18 protein-coding genes are annotated in these 17426 nt (G+C 54.1%); all 18 read right to left on the reverse strand.

Annotated elements, in window-relative coordinates:
• Window positions 1-31 precede the first annotated feature (31 nt).
• The 18 genes from ETC05_RS04820 to ETC05_RS04905 all read right to left on the reverse strand — a co-directional run bounded on the left by ETC05_RS04820 (window position 32) and on the right by ETC05_RS04905 (window position 17416).
• The gene (locus ETC05_RS04820) at window positions 32-958 is read right to left on the reverse strand and encodes an FTR1 family iron permease (RefSeq protein ID WP_031407855.1); all 927 of its coding nucleotides are present in this window, start codon (window positions 956-958) and stop codon (window positions 32-34) included.
• A gap of 25 nt (window positions 959-983) precedes the next feature.
• Window positions 984-1745 carry a hypothetical protein gene (locus ETC05_RS04825; protein WP_171660478.1) on the reverse strand — a complete coding sequence of 254 codons (762 nt, stop codon included), beginning with the start codon at window positions 1743-1745 and terminating at the stop codon, window positions 984-986.
• Between the two features lie 343 nt (window positions 1746-2088).
• Complete coding sequence (locus ETC05_RS04830) at window positions 2089-2850, reverse strand: glycosyltransferase family 2 protein (protein ID WP_031407851.1); 762 nt, start codon at window positions 2848-2850, stop codon at window positions 2089-2091.
• Window positions 2807-4306, reverse strand: coding sequence for an alkaline phosphatase family protein (locus ETC05_RS04835; protein WP_031407849.1), 1500 nt, complete (start codon window positions 4304-4306; stop codon window positions 2807-2809). Before ETC05_RS04835 ends, ETC05_RS04830 begins: the two co-directional genes overlap by 44 nt.
• Window positions 4303-5235, reverse strand: coding sequence for a lysylphosphatidylglycerol synthase transmembrane domain-containing protein (locus tag ETC05_RS04840; RefSeq protein WP_171660479.1), 933 nt, complete (start codon window positions 5233-5235; stop codon window positions 4303-4305). Before ETC05_RS04840 ends, ETC05_RS04835 begins: the two co-directional genes overlap by 4 nt.
• Window positions 5225-6169, reverse strand: a complete 945-nt coding sequence (locus ETC05_RS04845; RefSeq protein WP_031407845.1) for an NAD-dependent epimerase/dehydratase family protein — start codon at window positions 6167-6169, stop codon at window positions 5225-5227. The genes ETC05_RS04840 and ETC05_RS04845 overlap by 11 nt, the downstream gene beginning before the upstream one ends.
• Window positions 6170-6433: 264 nt before the next feature.
• A complete protein-coding gene (locus tag ETC05_RS04850) occupies window positions 6434-7633 on the reverse strand; it encodes a hypothetical protein (RefSeq protein WP_171660480.1) in 1200 nt (399 codons plus the stop codon).
• Window positions 7634-7776: 143 nt separating this feature from the next.
• Window positions 7777-8895 (reverse strand): FMNH2-dependent alkanesulfonate monooxygenase, encoded by a 1119-nt coding sequence (gene ssuD / locus ETC05_RS04855; protein WP_171660481.1) that lies wholly within the window; start codon window positions 8893-8895, stop codon window positions 7777-7779.
• Window positions 8896-8909: 14 nt separating this feature from the next.
• Window positions 8910-9452, reverse strand: coding sequence for an NADPH-dependent FMN reductase (ssuE, locus tag ETC05_RS04860; RefSeq protein WP_171660482.1), 543 nt, complete (start codon window positions 9450-9452; stop codon window positions 8910-8912).
• Between the two features lie 109 nt (window positions 9453-9561).
• Entirely contained in the window at window positions 9562-10566 is a 1005-nt protein-coding gene (locus ETC05_RS04865; protein ID WP_171660483.1) for an aliphatic sulfonate ABC transporter substrate-binding protein, read from the reverse strand.
• Window positions 10567-11349, reverse strand: a complete 783-nt coding sequence (locus ETC05_RS04870; protein ID WP_171660484.1) for an ATP-binding cassette domain-containing protein — start codon at window positions 11347-11349, stop codon at window positions 10567-10569.
• Window positions 11350-11382: 33 nt separating this feature from the next.
• Complete coding sequence (ssuC, locus tag ETC05_RS04875) at window positions 11383-12171, reverse strand: aliphatic sulfonate ABC transporter permease SsuC (RefSeq protein WP_171660485.1); 789 nt, start codon at window positions 12169-12171, stop codon at window positions 11383-11385.
• A gap of 148 nt (window positions 12172-12319) precedes the next feature.
• Window positions 12320-13315 carry a sulfonate ABC transporter substrate-binding protein gene (locus ETC05_RS04880; RefSeq protein WP_171660486.1) on the reverse strand — a complete coding sequence of 332 codons (996 nt, stop codon included), beginning with the start codon at window positions 13313-13315 and terminating at the stop codon, window positions 12320-12322.
• 359 nt (window positions 13316-13674) lie between these two features.
• A complete protein-coding gene (gene trxA, locus ETC05_RS04885; RefSeq protein WP_031407827.1) occupies window positions 13675-13992 on the reverse strand; it encodes a thioredoxin in 318 nt (105 codons plus the stop codon).
• 151 nt (window positions 13993-14143) lie between these two features.
• The gene (locus ETC05_RS04890) at window positions 14144-15121 is read right to left on the reverse strand and encodes an electron transfer flavoprotein subunit alpha/FixB family protein (RefSeq protein ID WP_171660487.1); all 978 of its coding nucleotides are present in this window, start codon (window positions 15119-15121) and stop codon (window positions 14144-14146) included.
• Window positions 15122-15187: 66 nt separating this feature from the next.
• Window positions 15188-15964: an electron transfer flavoprotein subunit beta/FixA family protein gene (locus ETC05_RS04895; RefSeq protein ID WP_171660488.1), complete on the reverse strand. Its 777-nt coding sequence runs from the start codon at window positions 15962-15964 to the stop codon at window positions 15188-15190.
• Window positions 15965-16029: 65 nt separating this feature from the next.
• Window positions 16030-16803 (reverse strand): enoyl-CoA hydratase, encoded by a 774-nt coding sequence (locus ETC05_RS04900; protein ID WP_031407822.1) that lies wholly within the window; start codon window positions 16801-16803, stop codon window positions 16030-16032.
• 25 nt (window positions 16804-16828) lie between these two features.
• Window positions 16829-17416 (reverse strand): fatty acid metabolism transcriptional regulator FadR, encoded by a 588-nt coding sequence (locus ETC05_RS04905; protein WP_031407820.1) that lies wholly within the window; start codon window positions 17414-17416, stop codon window positions 16829-16831.
• Window positions 17417-17426 lie beyond the last annotated feature (10 nt).

Genomic DNA, 17426 nt, shown 5'->3' on the forward strand with positions numbered 1-17426 from the left:
GAAAAAGTACAAGGCGCAGCTGCCTTGTACGTTACATGACGTTTTTTGCTTTTTCCTCCAAAGCGGCAATCGCCGGTTTCTCGACCACTGCGCTCTTTTGACCGCGGCGGCTCGTCACCAGCAAATACACGACGGCGAAGTAGCCGATATAGGCGATCACTTCTTCAAGCGACGGCATCGCTGAATAGCCAAACAACGCTTTTAAAAAGACGCCGACTTCGCCGGAAAAGACGGGGGCGACGCCATGATCGCGCACGTAATGTTCGTAGTCAATCGGATGTTCTGGAAGCAGCCATGTCAAATCATATACATGCGGCATGACGCTGCCGATGAGCCCAATGTCCTGCATCATCGAAATGGCTTGCACGAGCAGGCCAGCGGCGATCAAGACGATAAAAGCTCCGGTTACTTTAAAGAAAGCTTTCAGCGGAATGCGCATCGTTCCTTTAAAGAAGAAGTAGCTGACCAAAGCGGCAATGGCGATGCCTGTCGCCGCTCCCCAGCCTTGCAGCGCCGCGCCGATGTTGCCGTGCGTGATGGCGGCGAAGAAAAAAACGGTTTCCACTCCTTCGCGCAGCACGACTAAAAACGAGTGAATGACCATGCCGGCGACATTACCGGCGGTAATAAACTGGTCCATTTTCCCTTCAACGTTTTGTTTCATGTCCCGGCTATGCTCGGCCATCCAAAACACCATCTGCGTCAAGAGCAACGCGGAGACGATCATGATGCCGATTTTTAAGTAGATTTCACTGCCCATCGCGGCAAATCCCGTGAACACCACTTGAAACAAAATGGCCGCCCCGATGCTCGCCAACACGGCCAAACCAGCACCAAGCCATACGTACTTCGTGTATTCGCGGTGATCGACACGTTTCAAATACGATGTAATGATGCCGACGATCAGCAACGCTTCCAGCGCTTCACGAAACGTAATGAGCAGCGCTTGGACTTCCATGTCTCCGCCTCCCCTTATATTTGGACTAAGCCCGTTTCCGACGCCGCACATAAATGAGAGCCGCGCCGAGAACCACAATAACGATGACAACGAGCGGAATCCAGTTTTTTACTTTAGACAAATCGGTCCACTCTTTCTTTTGCACTGCATCCGGCTTTTCTGCAGCGTTTTCCGAAAAATGGCCGACTTTTAGGCTTTTCAGGCCGAATTGCTTCTGCAGCGTTGTTAAAATCGTCTCTTTGCTTTTCTTAAACACGTTGATATCCAATTTTTTCTCGCCGACACCGAACAGCCCCGGGTTGCCAAGCGACTGAAGCGCCTTGTCAAACTCGGTGCGCAGCTGTTTATCAAGTGCAGGGTCTTTCCCTTGGATGACCGGCGACAGCGCTTCATACGTCGCAAACGCCTTCGCCAACAGCCGCTTGCTCGTGTCGTACTGATCAAAGTTTGCCTCAATATTGTCCAAACGGCGAGCGATATTGAGCACTAAAATGTTTTCCATGTCCTTGATCACCGTTTGACGGTCCTTCTCTTCGATGGCCGCAAGCACCGCCTTGGACGGCTCAGGTCCCATATGCATGTCGATTTCTTCTTTTACGGTTTCGAAAATTTCCTTCGCTGCAGCAAAGTTCGGTGGCTGCTCGTTCAACTTTTCTTTCATCTCTTTATACGCCTCAGCAACCGCCTCTTTGTTCGGGTCTCCATACGAATAGGCGAACGCTTTCAGCGGAATGAGATTGAGAATAACTATCACTGCTATGTAAAAAAAGAAACGAAACGATTTCACGTTCCCTTCTCCCTCCATCAAGATCAATGATAATCATTATCATACTTATTGTCAATAAAAAATCATCCATCGTCGAAAAGGCTGGTGAAAAAACGATCATCTTCCTCAATCCATCGTTCGCGATTAGAGAGAAAAACAGGATTCCTCAAGTTGAGAAGTAGATCCGCATGTCTCATGACATCACCCGCCTTCTAAAAGGCTGGTGATTTAGTGCAAAATACTACTGATTCCATCTATTTCTCAATTAGAGAAACCTCGCAGAATCAGCTTTCTGTTCTGATGAAAATGCCGCCGATTGGCGCGTGAATGCAGTTTTTCGCCTGCCTTCTAAGCACGAACTGCCTTACGAGCAATGGCGCGCCCGCTCTTGGGAGCGCCCATGCGCTTCTCGATCGACGGCCACCTTTTTCACCGGACGGCGCATTTCCTTCCATATGGCCGGAATGACCGCGGTCATATAGGCGGTGAATTTGATGAACGAACGGCCGGTCGTCCGCACTTGATAGCGGATCGGCACTTCTTTCAAGCGAAACCCTTTGCGCACCAAGTTGAGCGTCAGCACTTGGGCGTAGTTGTAATCGTGGATGATTTCCGCCTCCTCCATCGCTTGGCGCGAAAAGGCGCGCATCCCCGACTGTCCGTCATAGAGCCGCTGTCCGAGAAGCAGCGACTGCAGCCAAGTGAACAAATAATTCCCGAGGCGGCGATGCCATTTCATGCCGCGAATCGTGCCAAGGAAGCGCGAGCCAATCGTATAATCGGCCTCGCCGGCAAAAATCGGCGCCAACAGGTCGGGGATTTGTTCCGGCGGATATTCGTTGTCAGCGTCGATCATCACGCCGATATCGGCGCCGAGGCGGACACACTCTTCAAGCCCCCGCCGCACCGCCGCCCCGAGGCCGCGGTTTTCCGGCAAGCGGCAAATGATATCGGCCCCCGCTTCTTTCGCTACTTCGGCCGTTCGGTCCGTCGATCCATCATCAATGACCAAGACGCTGACCTCTACATCGGGATGAAAATGACGCGGAATGCGGCGGATGACGTCGCCAATCGCTTCTTCTTCATTGTGCGCCGGCAAAAAGACGATGACGCGCTGCTTCTTCATCGCGCTCCTCCTTTCGTATCGCCTCAATTAAAACCGGGCCGCGGCTATGGCTCGGATATGGCGCCCCAAGCAAATAGGCGATCGTCGGCGCCAGCGAAACGAGGCTTCTTTTCTCGTCGATTCGTTTTCCTCGCTCAATCGCCGGACCGTATAGAAAAAACGGCACATACCGCTCCCCTTCATCGAGGTGGCCGTGGCCGCCGATGCCATCCGCTTGGCCATGGTCGGCGCAGACGATCAATGTCGCGCGCTCGAGCTCGCCCCGTTCCTCAAGCCAGCTGACAAACTCAGCGATCAAGGCGTCCGCTTCTTCAATTTTTTCGATATACTCATCATACAAGACACCGCGGCTATGACCGGTCTGATCGGTGGCGATCAATTGCACGACGAGCAAGTCCGGGTTTTGTTCCTCGACGATGCGCTTCGCCCGCTCGATAATATAACGATCGGCCAGGTCGTTCGGCATGACGGCCGTCACCGTTTCGACATCGTCGCCGAACGAATCGACCAAATGGGCGATGCCGAGCAAGCGGCCGGTTTTTCCGATTTTCCGAAGCGAATCGAAAATCGTCTCCACTTTCGCCCCAAGCTTCCATACCATATTGGACCGGATGCCGTGCTCAAACGGATACGTCCCCGTCAGCATCGAGGTGAAGCAGACGACGGTGCGCGCCGGATAGACGGTTTCCATTTGCGCAAATTCCGTTCCTTGCGCGCGCAGCCGTTTCAAAAACGGGGCGTTCGCCGCTTCAAACCGGTCTTTGCGCATCCCGTCAATCACGATGACGTACACTTTGTCACTGACCGGCGCGGTGGGACTCGGCACGTTGCTCGTGTAAGTCGGAATGATCTCCGGCTGCCAGTCAAACAAATGACGGTGCAAAATCCATGAAAACAGCCACACCGCAGCGGCAAACAGCCAAAACGGCCCGCACAGCGGCAGCCAATCGGCTCCGCCTTCCGCCAAAGACGCCGCATATTCCCACACCGACAGCAAAAGGAACAATTTCGGCAGCTGCTCTTGGGCGTTGCCGCTCGTCGAATCACTGTTTTTCAGCACCAGTTTCCAAAAGCGGGTGAAATTCCACCATGACGTGCCGATGCGCAAATGGTAATACAGCGTCCCCCAAAAAAAGACGGTAAAGAAAAAATAGAGCCCGGCCGAAAGCAGCAATAAGGCAACATCGGCAAACGACCACACGATGAGAAAGACCATATACGGAATCCATAAATAATTGCGCAAAAACAGCGGATAATCGTAAACGTAGTAGACAACAAAAAGTGGCAGCGCCGCCGCCAAGCCGAGCAGCCAAGCCAAAGCGTGCCCATGAATGAGGTCAGCGGCATGACCGATGACCATCACCCCGAAAGCGAAAATCGGCGTGAACGGCTTTCCTTCATTCAACAAATTCCAGCAGCGCGCCGCAATTTTTTCGAATCGTGATGCTTCTTTCATCGCTTCTCCCTTCCCTTTTTCCACACGCCCTGCACCACCTGCCAGTCGGACCGCCAAAACGCGAGCACAACGGCCCCGGCCGCGTAGGAAAATAGAAATTTCACCGCATGGGTGACTACGGCCGCCGCATAGGCGCGTTCTCCTGAGGCCCCCAACGTCGTCAGCGCAAACGCCATCACCGCCTCATACGTTCCGAGCCCGCCGGGAGCCACTTGGACGATTTGGCCGGAAACGGTCGCGCTGTTGACCCATACCGCCTGCCAAAAGGAAAGCGAAAGGCCCACGGTCTCAGCGACCGCGCCAATGACCGCCGCCTCGCACAGCCAGCTCGCCGCCACCGCCGCGACGATCCCCACTCCGCGGCGGCCCTGAAACACCGTCCGCCAGCGCCGCCATAACCGCTCGAGGCGGAGCGGGCGGCGAAGCACGACCACGGTCAGCGCGAACGCGGCGGCAACGGCCGCTGCCAAGAGCGGAACCCGGGGAATATGATGGCTATACGCATACGTCCCAATGACCGTCCATCCGCCCAGCATCGCCATATCAAGGAACCGCATCACCGCCACCGATTCCACCGCCTCGCCGAGCGAAACGCCGGGCTGGCGGGCGAGCACGGCGACACGGGCGGCATCGCCGATTTTCACAGGGGCGACATGATTGACAAACAAACTGAGGAGCACGGCGCGCCCATAGACCGACAGCCCAAGCGGCTTCCCGACATATTGCTTCCACGCCCACGCCCGCAGCCAAAACGAAGCGCCATACACAAGCAGCACAGCGGCGAAGCGAACGGGCTGGCGGGCCAGTTCTGCGAGAGGGGCAAGCAAGAGGCGGCCGTCAAAATAGCGATGCGTCAGCCAGGCGAACAGCACGATGAGCGCCGCGCCAACCATGGCGCGCGCCAAACGGGCCGCCCGCTTACCGTTCATGTTCGCGCGCCCACGCCACCGTCCGCGCCAACCCTTCGGCAAACGGTACGTTTGGCTCATAGCCAAACGCCTGCTTCGCCTTCGTAATGTCCGCCCACGTCGCTTTCACATCACCTTTCCGCTCCGGCGCCTGCACGATTTTCATATCGGGAAAATGCTTCCGCAGCTCAGCGAGCAGCTGCTCCATCGTAACGGGCGACCCCGCCCCCAAGTTGAACACTTCGCTTCGTCCGCCGCCGCGGTGAAGCGCTGCGATCATACCGGCGACGATATCATCGATGTACGTATAATCGCGCGCCGTCCCTTGGCCATATACGACAATCTCCTCGCCTGCCAACAACCGGTGCAAAAACGTGCCGATCGCCATATCGGGCCGCCCCCACGGGCCATACACCGTAAAATAGCGGAACATCGTCATCCGGTATCCGTACAAATGCGCGTACGCGTGACAAAACGACTCTGCTCCGTATTTCGCGGCTGCATACGGCGAGACGACGCGGCCGTCCGCCATTTCTTCCTTGAGCGGGACATTGCCGCGGTCGCCGTACACCGATGACGACGAGGCGAACAACACATGGCCGGTTCCCGCCTCTCCCGCCGCCGCCAAAACGTTCACGGTCGCCTTAATGTCATAATCGATGTAAGCGAGCGGATGCGCCAACGAATACGGCACGCCCGGCAGCGCCGCCAAATGAAAGACGACATCAGGGCGAAACTGGCTGAACCAGCGCTTCGTCGCTTCCCCATCAAGCAAGTCGAAGCGGGCAAGCGGCACCCGGCCGCCGGTGAGCGCGTGAAACTGCCGCTCCTTCCGTTCAGCAGGATAATACGGATGAAAACAATCGATCGCTGCCACTTCATGACCTTGTTCGTGCAGACGAGCGGCCAAATGGCTGCCAATAAACCCCGCTCCCCCGGTCACCACCACTTTCATCGCCTTCACCTCATCATCTTCCATTGTCCATTAGCATCTTACCATAAACCGCCGGGGAACGTCGTGGCGAACCGGCAAAAACCAAATATTTTCATTTCCCGCCTTGGCTTGAGCGTTTCCCAATTCACCATGACGCCATCCTCAAAACCAACTGTATTTATTCCGCCTTTGGCGCGGTGAAGCAGCAGTTTAGCCAGCGCGGCCTTCGCCCGGGATGGACGCCTGCAAAAAAAGGGCGCCGCGCCGGACACCCTTTCTGATCATTTAGTTCGCTTTCTGGATCACTTGCTGAAGCGCAGCCTCGATTTGAGGCAGCCATTTGTCGGCCTCCGCTTTGTTTTTCGCCTTCGCCGCTTCTAAGTAGCGTGTCGCTTGATCGTTCAAATCGGCGTACGCCTTGTCGCCGAGCAGCGTTTTGATATCCTGCTCGATCATGTGAATAAAGAGCGCGCCTTCCAAAGCGGTAATCACCGATTTGTCCTGCCCCCAATTTTCTTGGCTTTCTTCATATTCGTGAAGCGCCACTTTCGCCCAGCCGCGCACGAACGCGTGGTTTACTGCTTTCGGGTCGAGCGTTTTGACGTCCGTCTGCAAGTCGAACTGTTTCAAAATATAATCGGCTTCCTCGGCCGCATGCCGTTTCATATACGGGTAGACGGACTGATAAAACGCCCAGCCTTCCGCCTGTTCCACTTTGGCTTCCTCGGCGTTTTCCTTGGCCGCAGCCGCCGCCTTCGCCGCATAGCCGTGCGGCAGCGCTCCGCTCGCTAAGTAGAATGTTTTCATCAATGTTTTGTCCACCACTTGCTTGCCGAGGGCAAATGAGAGCGCATCATCGTTTTGGACGGCTTGCTCCATTTGCGCAAACGCGCCGTTGATTGCGTCAGCGAGCTTCGTTCCATACGCCGCATCGCGTTTTTCCACGGTCGGCTGCAAAATCGCATAAAACGCTTTTGCTTCCTCGATCTCTTCTTTCACTTCTTCTTTGTCGGCCCAATGCTCCTCTGCCTCGGTAAACTCGTGTTTGATCGTTGTGTAAAACGCTTTTTGCATCAACTTGTCAAAAATTTGCTTGACGACCAACGGCTCAAGCGACCCGTCCTTGCCGGCGGCCAGGGCGGTGGTAATATGTTCGTCAACCGCATCCTCAAATTCGGCGTCGCGTTTTTGCACAAGCGGCTGCAGCGTTTCTTTGTAGATGCTCTCCACCTTGCCGAAGTCAACCGCCCCGCCTTGCTTCGCTTTCTCAAGCTCGGCCAACGCTGCGCTGAACGCACCGGCGTAATCCACTTCCGCCTGTTCGTTTTCCCCTTCTGCTTTCGTCTCCGTGTTCGGCTTTTCTTGTTTCTCTGCGGCCGTTTTGTTTTCTTTTTCTGTCCCCGCTGTCTGTTCACTTTGGCCGCATGCACCAAGTGCCAACGCTGCTACGGCGAATACGGCCAGCCATTTCCACTTCAATGTCATTATGTATCCCCCCGTTTACACACCAAAAAATGATAATCAATATCAATGCAATAAGATTATAAGAGAAAATGAATTTCAATGTCAATATATGTTGAAAAAGAGAGGACTCCCTCGTTACAGGGCATCCTCTCTTTCTCGATCGATCACACTTTAATCACATTAGGGAAAAATTCATGGCCCACAACCTCTCCGCGAATCGATGGAGAAGGAATATTCAAAGGCAACAATGGGAATAACAGCTCCGCCACTCGATACGCCTCTTCCAGATGCGGGTAGCCGGATAAAATGAAGTAGCGGATGCCCAGCTGCTCATACTCGCGAAGACGCTCGGCCACGGTTTCCGGATCGCCGACAAGAGCGGTGCCGGCTCCGCCGCGCACAAGTCCAATGCCCGCCCAAAGATTCGGACTGATCTCCAACGCTTCTTTTCTGCCGCTGTGCAGCTGCCGCATCCGTTGCTGCCCGACCGAATCGTACCGGGCAAAGACCCGCTGCGCTTCTTCAATCGTCCGCTCATCCACGTAGCGAATCAATCGCTCCGCCGCTTCCCATGCTTCCGTTTCCGTTTCGCGCACGATAATGTGAAGGCGAATGCCAAATTCGATTTCTCTTCCCGCTTGGCGGGCAAGTTCTTTTACTTGTTCGATTTTCTCTTTCACTTGTTCCAGCGGCTCTCCCCAAGTCAAATATACATCCGCATGGCGGGCCGCCACCCGTTGCCCCGCCTCTGACGATCCGCCAAAAAAGACGCGTGGATACGGTTTTTGCACCGCTGGAAACAACAGCTTGGCTCCTTGGACGGACACATGCTTTCCCGTCAACGTCACTTCCTCTCCCGCGAGCAATCGACGCCAAACGGTCAAAAACTCATCTGTTGCCTCGTAGCGTTCATCATGGGATAAAAACAAGCCATCGCCCGCAAGTTCAACCGGATCGCCCCCGGCGACCACGTTGACGAGGAGCCGCCCGTTCGAAAGGCGATCCAACGTCGACGTCATGCGGGCCGCCAACGTCGGCGTCATCAGTCCTGGACGAACAGCGACAAGAAAGCGCAATCGTTCCGTTTCGGCCGCCAATGCCGAAGCAAGCAGCCACGGATCTTCGCACGATTTGCCGGTCGGAATGAGCACACCCGTATATCCTAAGCGGTCAGCCGCTTGAGCCACTTGTTTAAAATAGCTGTATTCAGGAGAGCGGCCGCCTTTCGTCGTCCCTAAATATCGCCCATCCCCGTGAGAAGGAATAAACCAAAGCAATTCCATCGTGAATCGCCTCCTTATGAAACGGCCCGATCTTGATTGAGTTGAGAAACCGCATGAATGACTTCCTGCATGCGTGATAGCAAGTCATCCGAAAGCACAAGCCGACCTTCATCATCATGACCCAACGTCCAGTCTAAAATAAAGACGCCATGCAAAATGTCTCGGGCTCCCAAAATGGAGAAAATCGGTTTGAGCGCATATTCGAGCGCCAACAAATGAGCAATGGTTCCTCCGGTGACAATCGGCACAACGAGTTTTTCTTTAAACGCTTTTTCCGGCAGCAAATCCAAATATGCTTTTAAAATGCCAGTATAACTTCCTTTATACACAGGGCTCAACACAATGATCGCTTTCGACTGCTGGATCCAATCATGTGTTTTGGCGATCGGCTCACTTGAGTCGTTCGCATAAAGCAAATCTTCAGCAGGCAAATCGCGTAAACGAATGAGATGCACGGTGTGGCCAAGCAGTTGCAGTTGCTCCTTCACCCATTCAGCTACACGATTCGTTTTGGAAACACGTGATGGGCTTCCCGAAAGGATGGTCACCGTTGTCATTGGCCTTCCCCCATTCTTTTTCCTCATTGTCTGAGTAGGACGTTTCCCGCTCATCGTTCAAGCCCCCAACTTTGGTCCATGAAACGGCTCGGATCGATGAATGCTTGCGTCATTTTGTCTTCCGCTCTTCCTTGACAAACACAACCGCCTCGTTTACATTGACTCGTTTCGAAACCAATCCGGCTTTATAAAACTGATCGGCAATGCGTTGTTGAGCCGCGATCACCTCCTTGGTCAGCGGGAACACGCCATATCCCCTTCGACTCAACGTCCGTTTCCAAACGGCTGCATCAATTTTCGTTTCTTTGGCCAATAATTTCGCAGCTTCGTCTGGAGAAGAATGGATTTCTTGATGGACGTGGTTCAGTTGGTCAATCACTGTTTTCGCTACATTGGCATACTGTTTCACGTATTGGTTTCGTGCCACAATAAATCCATATTGTTTCGGCAATCGGTTCGCATCGATCAATATACGTGCTCCCCCATTCACCTCTGCATCAGCCAAAAAGGGATCCCAAATCACCCAAGCGTCCACATCGCCGCGCTCAAATGCAGTGCGCGCCTCAGCTGGTTGTAAATACACCGGGGTAATATCGTTCAACGTCAGTCCGGCCGTTTCCAAAGCGGTCAAGAGTGTATAGTGAGCGCTTGACCCTTTCCCAAAAGCCACTTTTTTTCCTTTTAAGTCCGCTACCGTATGGATCGATGATGTTTTCGGCACAATGATCGCCCGCGCCACTTCGGGTTCATATGCAATATAAGCCAATTGCGAATGCGGATTCGCTTGCGCCAGTATGGCCGGCGCACCTCCCACATATCCAATGTCGATTTGTCCACTATTTAATGCCTCAAGCAAGGGCGGACCCGATTGAAATTCAAACCATTTTACTTGCACACCGTGCTTTTGCAATTGTTTTTCCAAATACCCCTTCTCTTTTAAAAAGAGGGAAAACGATGATTTTTGATAGCCGATATGCAATTCTTCCGGCCATGAATCGACGGATGCCGCGCCCTTGGACGCGGAGGAAGAGGTGCTTCGTTCTTGGCCGCACGCCGCTAGCAGCAGGCACACGAATGCGCTGAACCCAAGCAGCCAACTGAACCTCTTTTTCATCTATAACGCCCTCCTTTTTTCACCGAGCGAACTGGCAGCGACAGCGCCCCGTTCGGATTCAGGCCCCAAAATGCGGCGCAAAATCGCCTCCACCAAATCCGCAAACGCCGCATCGCCGCGCTGCCGCGGCCGCGGCAGGCGCACCGGCCAATCAAACGCGCACGTTCCGTTTTCAATCAGCACCACGCGGTCCGCCAACATCACCGCTTCATCGACATCGTGCGTGACCAACAAAGCGGTGAAACGTTGTTCCTGCCATAGCCGTTCGATCAACCGTTGCATGTCAATTCTCGTCAAGGCGTCGAGCGCACCAAGCGGTTCATCGAGCAACAATACCTGCGGCTGACTGATCAGCGCACGGGCGAGCGCCACCCGTTGCCGTTGGCCGCCGGACAGCACCGACGGCCACTCATTGGCGCGCTCTGCTAACCCGACTTGTTCAAGCGCCTTGGCCGCCTGTTCCCGCCAATTCCCTTTCAAACCGAGGCCAACGTTGTCGATGACGCGCCGCCATGGCAACAGACGAGCATCTTGAAACATGACCCGGGCTTTCGTATTGATTCCTTGGAGCGGCTCGCCATCGAGTTGAATGATTCCCGATGTGGGCTCCTCCAAGCCGGCAGCCAAGCGCAATAACGTGCTTTTGCCGCAGCCGCTTCGTCCGATGATGGCGATAAACTCCCCGCGTTTCACCGTCAAATCGATGCCGCTTAACACCGATTGAGCACCAAATCGCTTGGCCACTTGAACAAAGACCAGTTCTGCTCCTTGCCCTGCCCCCATTTTTGCCTTCCCCTTTCCTCGCAGACTTGCACCCTACGGCCGATGTTGATAGTTCACATTCCAGCGAAGCAAACGGCTTTCCAAAAAACGGGCGATGCTGTCGGCGAGCTTGCCAAACAGCGCGTAAAGCAAAATACTGAAGACGACGACATCGGTTTGCATAAACTCGCGCGCATTCATGGCCAAATACCCGATGCCGCGGTCGGCGGCGATCGTTTCCGCTACGATTAAGGTCAACCACATGATGCCGAGCGCATAACGCACGCCAACCAAAATCGCTGGCAACGCTCCCGGCAGCCAGATGCGCCAAAACAACGCCCACGGCCCCAACCCATAGACCCGCCCCATTTCCAGCAAGCCCGCATCCACATTGCGAATGCCATGCCACGTGTTGACATAAATCGGAAAAAGAACGCCAAGCGCGACGAGAAACACTTTCGCCTCTTCACCGATGCCAAACCATAAAATGACGAGCGGAATCATCGCCAAATGCGGAATATTGCGAATCATTTGGATCGATGTGTCCAACAAACGCTCCGCCGGGCGAAACACCCCGTTGACTAGGCCAAGAAGAAAACCGATAGACCCGCCGATCGCAAATCCAGCCACCGCCCGCCCAAAGCTGATGGATAAATGCTGCCATAGCTCCCCGTTCGACCCGAGGTTCCAAGCGGCCGCCATGACGGCGGTCGGCGCCGGCAGCACCCGCGAAGACAACCAACCGGTTTCTACAGCCACTTGCCATGCCACAAGCAGAGCAACAGGCAACACCCACGGCACCGCCTTCCCCCAGGTCCATTCTGTCCATCTCGACGATTTCATCGCGTTCACCCCGCCTTCCTAGTGTGGTTTCTCATCCAAGCTGCCGCCGTCCTTCACCCTTGTTGACGGATGACGCTGCGGACGAAGGCAGCCAATGATCCTTTTGTCAAGAGTCAAACCCGTTTTCTCTCCCCATTCCGTCTCCGCTTCATTTGGCTTCACGCCAAACCGCTTCGTTTACATCGATTTTCTTTGGCAACAACCCTAGCTGGTAAAATTGATCTGCAATCGTTTGCTGTTGGGTGATGACCTCGTTTGTGATCGATTCCAGGCCATACGTGCGGCGTTTGGATGCGACTTCAAGCGCCGCTTCATCAATGCCGAGTTCCGGCGCCAAAAACGTTGCCACCCCTTTCGGATCGCGGTTTGCCCACTGGTCGACTTTCTTCAGCTCCTCTAAGATGACATGCACGACATCGACATGCTTTTGCGCAAACGAACGCGAAGCGAAGAAAAACTCACGGTTCGCCACCAACCCTTGACCGTCAGCGAGCACGCGAACCTTTCCCGTTTGTTCGGCCGCGGCATAAAACGGATCCCAAATCACCCAAGCGTCAACGCTTCCTTGCTCAAAGGCGGCACGGGCATCGGCGGGCGGCAAATAAACGGGACGAATGTCAGAAAGCGTCAATCCAGCCTTGCTGAGCGCCTGGACAAGCAGATAATGGACGTTCGACCCTTTGTTTAACGCCACTTTTTTCCCTTTCAAATCGGCCACCGTCCGAATCGGGGAATCACGCCGAACCAAAATGGCTTCCGCCTTTGGGTTCGGCGGAGTCGTTGCCACATACAGCAACGGCGTCCCAGCCGCTTGGGCGAACACAGGTGGCGCCTCACCGGTATGGCCGAAATCAAGGCTGCCGGCATTCATCGCCTCCAACAATTGCGGCCCGCCCGGAAATAATGACCATTGCACCGTATAACCGAGCTGTTTTAATCGTTGTTCCAAGTCGCCGCGCGCTTTCAACATATTGAGCGTGCCGTATTTTTGATAGCCGATGCGGATGACTTCTCCCTCCTCCTTCTTGGTGGGAGATGCTTTCTGGGCATTGGCGGATTCGCTATGTCCTCCGCATCCCGAGACCATCCCTAACAAAACCGCCATGAGCACGAGCCATTTCCCCATTTTCCATTTGTTCATCATCGTTCCCCCTCGTTTCTTCTTAAAATCACAGCGGGAAGGTTGGTGAAAAACAGCGCTCACCCCTCGCTCACGTCGGATACACGAAACTTGAAGCCGATGCCGCGAAGTTTCTCCATTTGAGAAGAGCGACTTGCTCGTTTGATCACCGGTCTTCTAGATTTCGTGAACCATTCTCACCCCCTAAAAATAACTATATAGATAGGAAAACTATGAATAACAACGATAAAAACCAATATATCCAATAGGATTTATTGGTTATTACTATAAAAAAATCATCCCCGTCTGTCAACCATTTTTTTCATATGGAAAAAAGAAAAAATCCAGAGGTTTCTTCCCCTCTGGATTTTCCTGTTTCTCCGTCATGATACATACTTGCCAACAAGCTGCGCTAATGCCTCTTTCGGTTGATAGCCGATCGCTTTATCGACGAGCTCGCCGTTTTTGAACACAAGCAGCGTCGGAATGCTCATGACGCCGAATTTTGAGGCCGTTTCTTGATTTTCGTCGACATTCACTTTGACGATTTTCACTTTGTCGCCCATTTCTTGGTCGAGCTCCTCAAGCACCGGGGCGATCATGCGGCACGGACCGCACCATGGCGCCCAGAAGTCAACGAGCGTGACGCCGTCTTTCGTTTCCGCGGCGAACGTTTGATCTGTCGCATTGACAATGGCCATGCGGATTTCCCTCCCTGTTCGAAAATGCTGCAAGCAAAGTATACCATGGAAATCGACAGCGGTGCGAATGTTTTGCTTTCGTTTCTAATATTCGCTCCGCACCGGAATTTATCCAAGAAAAACGGGCGGCGCGCGCCACCCGTTTCAGCGATTACGAATGCACTTTCAGTTTTTTGAATTCTTCCGTGAGAAGCGGAACGACTTCAAACAAATCGCCGACAATGCCGTAATCGGCGACTTTGAAAATGTTCGCTTCCGGGTCTTTGTTAATCGCCACGATGACTTTTGAGTTCGACATGCCCGCCAAGTGTTGGATGGCTCCGGAAATGCCGCAGGCGATGTACAGATCCGGCGTGACGACTTTCCCTGTTTGCCCGATCTGCAGCGAATAGTCGCAATAGCCGGCATCGCACGCCCCGCGCGACGCGCCAACCGCGCCGCCCAACACTTCGGCCAGCTCTTTGAGCGGCTTGAAGCCTTCGGCGCTTTTCACCCCGCGGCCGCCGGCGACGATCACTTTCGCTTCCGTCAGGTCGACGCCTTCCGCCGTTTTGCGGACGACTTCTTTGACGATCGCACGTAAGTCTTTGATCTCAACGGCGAGCGCTTCCACGTTGCCTGTGCGCGACTCATCGCGCTCGAGCGGCGCAATGTTGTTCGGACGCACCGTCGCAAAGATGATGCCGCTTGTGACGATTTTCTTTTCAAACGCTTTGCCGGAGTAGATCGGGCGCGTAAACACAATGTTGCCGCCCGCTTCTTCGACCGCGATGACGTCGGAAACGAGGCCGGCGTCGAGCTTGATGGCCAATTTCGGCGATAAGTCTTTGCCGAGCGCCGTATGGCCGAAGACGATGCCTTCCGGCTGTTCTTTGTCAATCACGGCTTTTACCGCCTGTGAATAACCGTCGGATGTATAAAATTTCAAATTCGGATGCTCAACGACAACGACGCGATCCGCACCGCGGTAAATGAGTTCGTTCGCATGCGCCGCGACTTGATCGCCGACGAGCACCGAGACGACTTCCCCGCCTTCGGCGATCGTTTTGGCTGCTGCGATGGCTTCAAACGAAACGTTTCGCAGCGATCCGTCGCGTACTTCCGCCAATGTCAAAACTTTGCGTGCCATTCTTTCAGTCCCCCTATCCTTTGATTCCCTGTTGTTTTTCATCCGAACGCCGACAGCGGTTCCGGCTTATACCACTTTCGCTTCAGAACGGAGCAGCTGAACGAGTTCCTTCACTTGATCGGCGATCTCACCTTGCAAAATTTTTCCTGCTTCACGCTTCGGCGGCAAGAACACTTCGATCGTTTTCGTTTTCGCTTCGACGTCGTCTTCGTCAAGATCCAAATCGTCAAGCTCCAACTCGTCAAGCGGCTTTTTCTTCGCCTTCATAATACCCGGCAGCGACGGATAGCGCGGTTCATTCAGCCCTTGTTGAGCCGTGACAAGGAGCGGCAGCGACGTTTCGATGATTTCCTCATCCCCTTCCACATCACGCACAACGGTCACTTTGCCGCCGTCGGCAATATCCAGCTTCGTGATCGTCGTCACATACGGAATGCCGAGCAATTCCGCGACGCGCGGACCTACTTGCCCCGAACCGCCGTCAATAGCGACGTTGCCGGCCAAAATCAAATCCGGATTTTTATCTTTCAAATACTCGGCAAGCACTTTCGCGGTCGTATATTGGTCCTGTTCTTCGACATCATCGTCAATGTTGATGAGCACCGCTTTATCGCAGCCCATGGCGAGCGCCGTGCGCAGCTCTTTTTCCGCCTCTTCGCTTCCGACAGTGACGACCGTCACTTCGCCGCCATGTTTGTCGCGCACTTGAATGGCCTCTTCGATGGCGTATTCGTCATATGGATTGATAATGAATTCAGCGCCTTCCTCATTGATCTTGCCGTTAGCGATCGAGATTTTTTCCTCTGTGTCAAAGGTGCGTTTCATGAGGACAAAAATATTCATGTCGTTTCCCTCCTCAGTTTGATCCAACATTGTTTCAGTTGCCAACATTCAGACATTGATGGCGATTATTTTCCTTGAAAGACGGGCGGCCGTTTTTCCAAAAACGCCTGCACGCCTTCTTTTGCATCCTCGGATACAAACACGCGGCCAAACCATTCCGCTTCCTCGCGCACCGCCTCGGCGAACGATTTTTCCTTCGCGGCGTTGAGCAGTTCAATGGTTGCCCGAACGGAAAGCGGGCTTTTGGCGGCGATCTTTTTCGCCAACGCTTTTGCCTCGTCAAGAAGCCGCTCTTCCGGCACCGCCTTGTTGGCCAGCCCCCATTCGACCGCTTCGATTCCGGTGATCGGTTCGCTCGTCCACATCATTTCCGCCGCTTTGCCAAAGCCAACGCAGCGCACGAGCCGCTGCGTGCCGGCAAAACCAGGAATGAGTCCGAGCTGCAGCTCCGGCAAACCGAGCTTGGCGTTTTCGGCAACAAGGCGAATATGGCAGCTCATCGCCAGCTCCAGCCCTCCGCCTAACGCCGCCCCATGAATCGCCGCGATCACCGGTTTCGGGAAACGTTCGATCCGCTCCATCACGAGTTGGCCGTTGCGCGACAAGACCGATGCCTCCTCAGCGGAAGCGATGGACGTGAATTCTTTAATATCGGCGCCGGCTGAGAAAAAACGCCCCTCGCCATGAAGCAGCACGACGCGCACTTCCGGATCGGTCTCGAGCTCGTCCAATATGGTTGAAAGCTCTTTCAAAACTGCTGATGAAAGGGCGTTCGCCGGCGGCCGCGAAAACGTCGCGATGGCGACGAACTCCTCTTTCGCTACGCGAAAATGCTCCACGAAGCCTCTCCCCTTTCTGCCTTTCCTAACGCCCGGCGGCGCACCCTTTGATCAACAGTTCATACACCGGACCAGCGAGGGCGACCAAGTCATACTTTTGCTCGTTCATCACCCACGTCGTCACGGTTTCATCCAAGGTGCCGAAGATCATTTGCCGGGTGAGCCGGACGTCTAAATCTTGGCGAAACTCCCCTTTTTCCATCCCTTCGATAATGATGCGGTCAATGAGACGCAAGTATCCTTTCAGCACCTCATTGATGCGATGGCGCAGCTCTTTATTCGACTGGCGCAGCTCGAGCTGCGTCACGACCGCCATATGCGGATCAGCGGCAAGGGCGGAAAAATGAGTTTTCACCAATACATACAATTTCTCTAGGGGGCTTGAAATTCCTTCTGTCTCTTGTTCAATTTTCTCGATGAACGCCCCCATCTTTTCTTGAAAAAGCGAAATTAAAATATCCTCTTTGTTTTTAAAATAAAGGTAGATCGTGCCGTCGGCGACACCGGCCTGCTTGGCGATTTTCGACACTTGGGCTTGATGGTAGCCGTGCTCGGCGATGACGACGACGGCAGCGTCAATGATTTGTTTAAACTTCGGCTTTTCCCTCCGCAATATCGATTCT

The sequence above is a fragment of the Geobacillus sp. BMUD genome (assembly GCF_013096845.1).
Classification (GTDB): Bacteria; Bacillota; Bacilli; order Bacillales; family Anoxybacillaceae; genus Geobacillus; species Geobacillus vulcani.

What these genes read in the sequence shown, in the direction of transcription:
- ETC05_RS04820 (WP_031407855.1), bottom strand. Translation starts at nt 958, where the DNA reads ATGGAAGTCCAAGCGCTGCTCATTACGTTTCGTGAAGCGCTGGAAGCG.
- ETC05_RS04830 (WP_031407851.1), bottom strand. Translation starts at nt 2,850, where the DNA reads ATGAAGAAGCAGCGCGTCATCGTCTTTTTGCCGGCGCACAATGAAGAA.
- ETC05_RS04835 (WP_031407849.1), bottom strand. Translation starts at nt 4,306, where the DNA reads ATGAAAGAAGCATCACGATTCGAAAAAATTGCGGCGCGCTGCTGGAAT.
- ETC05_RS04840 (WP_171660479.1), bottom strand. Translation starts at nt 5,235, where the DNA reads ATGAACGGTAAGCGGGCGGCCCGTTTGGCGCGCGCCATGGTTGGCGCG.
- ETC05_RS04845 (WP_031407845.1), bottom strand. Translation starts at nt 6,169, where the DNA reads ATGAAAGTGGTGGTGACCGGGGGAGCGGGGTTTATTGGCAGCCATTTG.
- ETC05_RS04850 (WP_171660480.1), bottom strand. Translation starts at nt 7,633, where the DNA reads ATGACATTGAAGTGGAAATGGCTGGCCGTATTCGCCGTAGCAGCGTTG.
- ssuD (WP_171660481.1), bottom strand. Translation starts at nt 8,895, where the DNA reads ATGGAATTGCTTTGGTTTATTCCTTCTCACGGGGATGGGCGATATTTA.
- ssuE (WP_171660482.1), bottom strand. Translation starts at nt 9,452, where the DNA reads ATGACAACGGTGACCATCCTTTCGGGAAGCCCATCACGTGTTTCCAAA.
- ETC05_RS04865 (WP_171660483.1), bottom strand. Translation starts at nt 10,566, where the DNA reads ATGAAAAAGAGGTTCAGTTGGCTGCTTGGGTTCAGCGCATTCGTGTGC.
- ETC05_RS04870 (WP_171660484.1), bottom strand. Translation starts at nt 11,349, where the DNA reads ATGGGGGCAGGGCAAGGAGCAGAACTGGTCTTTGTTCAAGTGGCCAAG.
- ssuC (WP_171660485.1), bottom strand. Translation starts at nt 12,171, where the DNA reads ATGAAATCGTCGAGATGGACAGAATGGACCTGGGGGAAGGCGGTGCCG.
- ETC05_RS04880 (WP_171660486.1), bottom strand. Translation starts at nt 13,315, where the DNA reads ATGATGAACAAATGGAAAATGGGGAAATGGCTCGTGCTCATGGCGGTT.
- trxA (WP_031407827.1), bottom strand. Translation starts at nt 13,992, where the DNA reads ATGGCCATTGTCAATGCGACAGATCAAACGTTCGCCGCGGAAACGAAA.
- ETC05_RS04890 (WP_171660487.1), bottom strand. Translation starts at nt 15,121, where the DNA reads ATGGCACGCAAAGTTTTGACATTGGCGGAAGTACGCGACGGATCGCTG.
- ETC05_RS04895 (WP_171660488.1), bottom strand. Translation starts at nt 15,964, where the DNA reads ATGAATATTTTTGTCCTCATGAAACGCACCTTTGACACAGAGGAAAAA.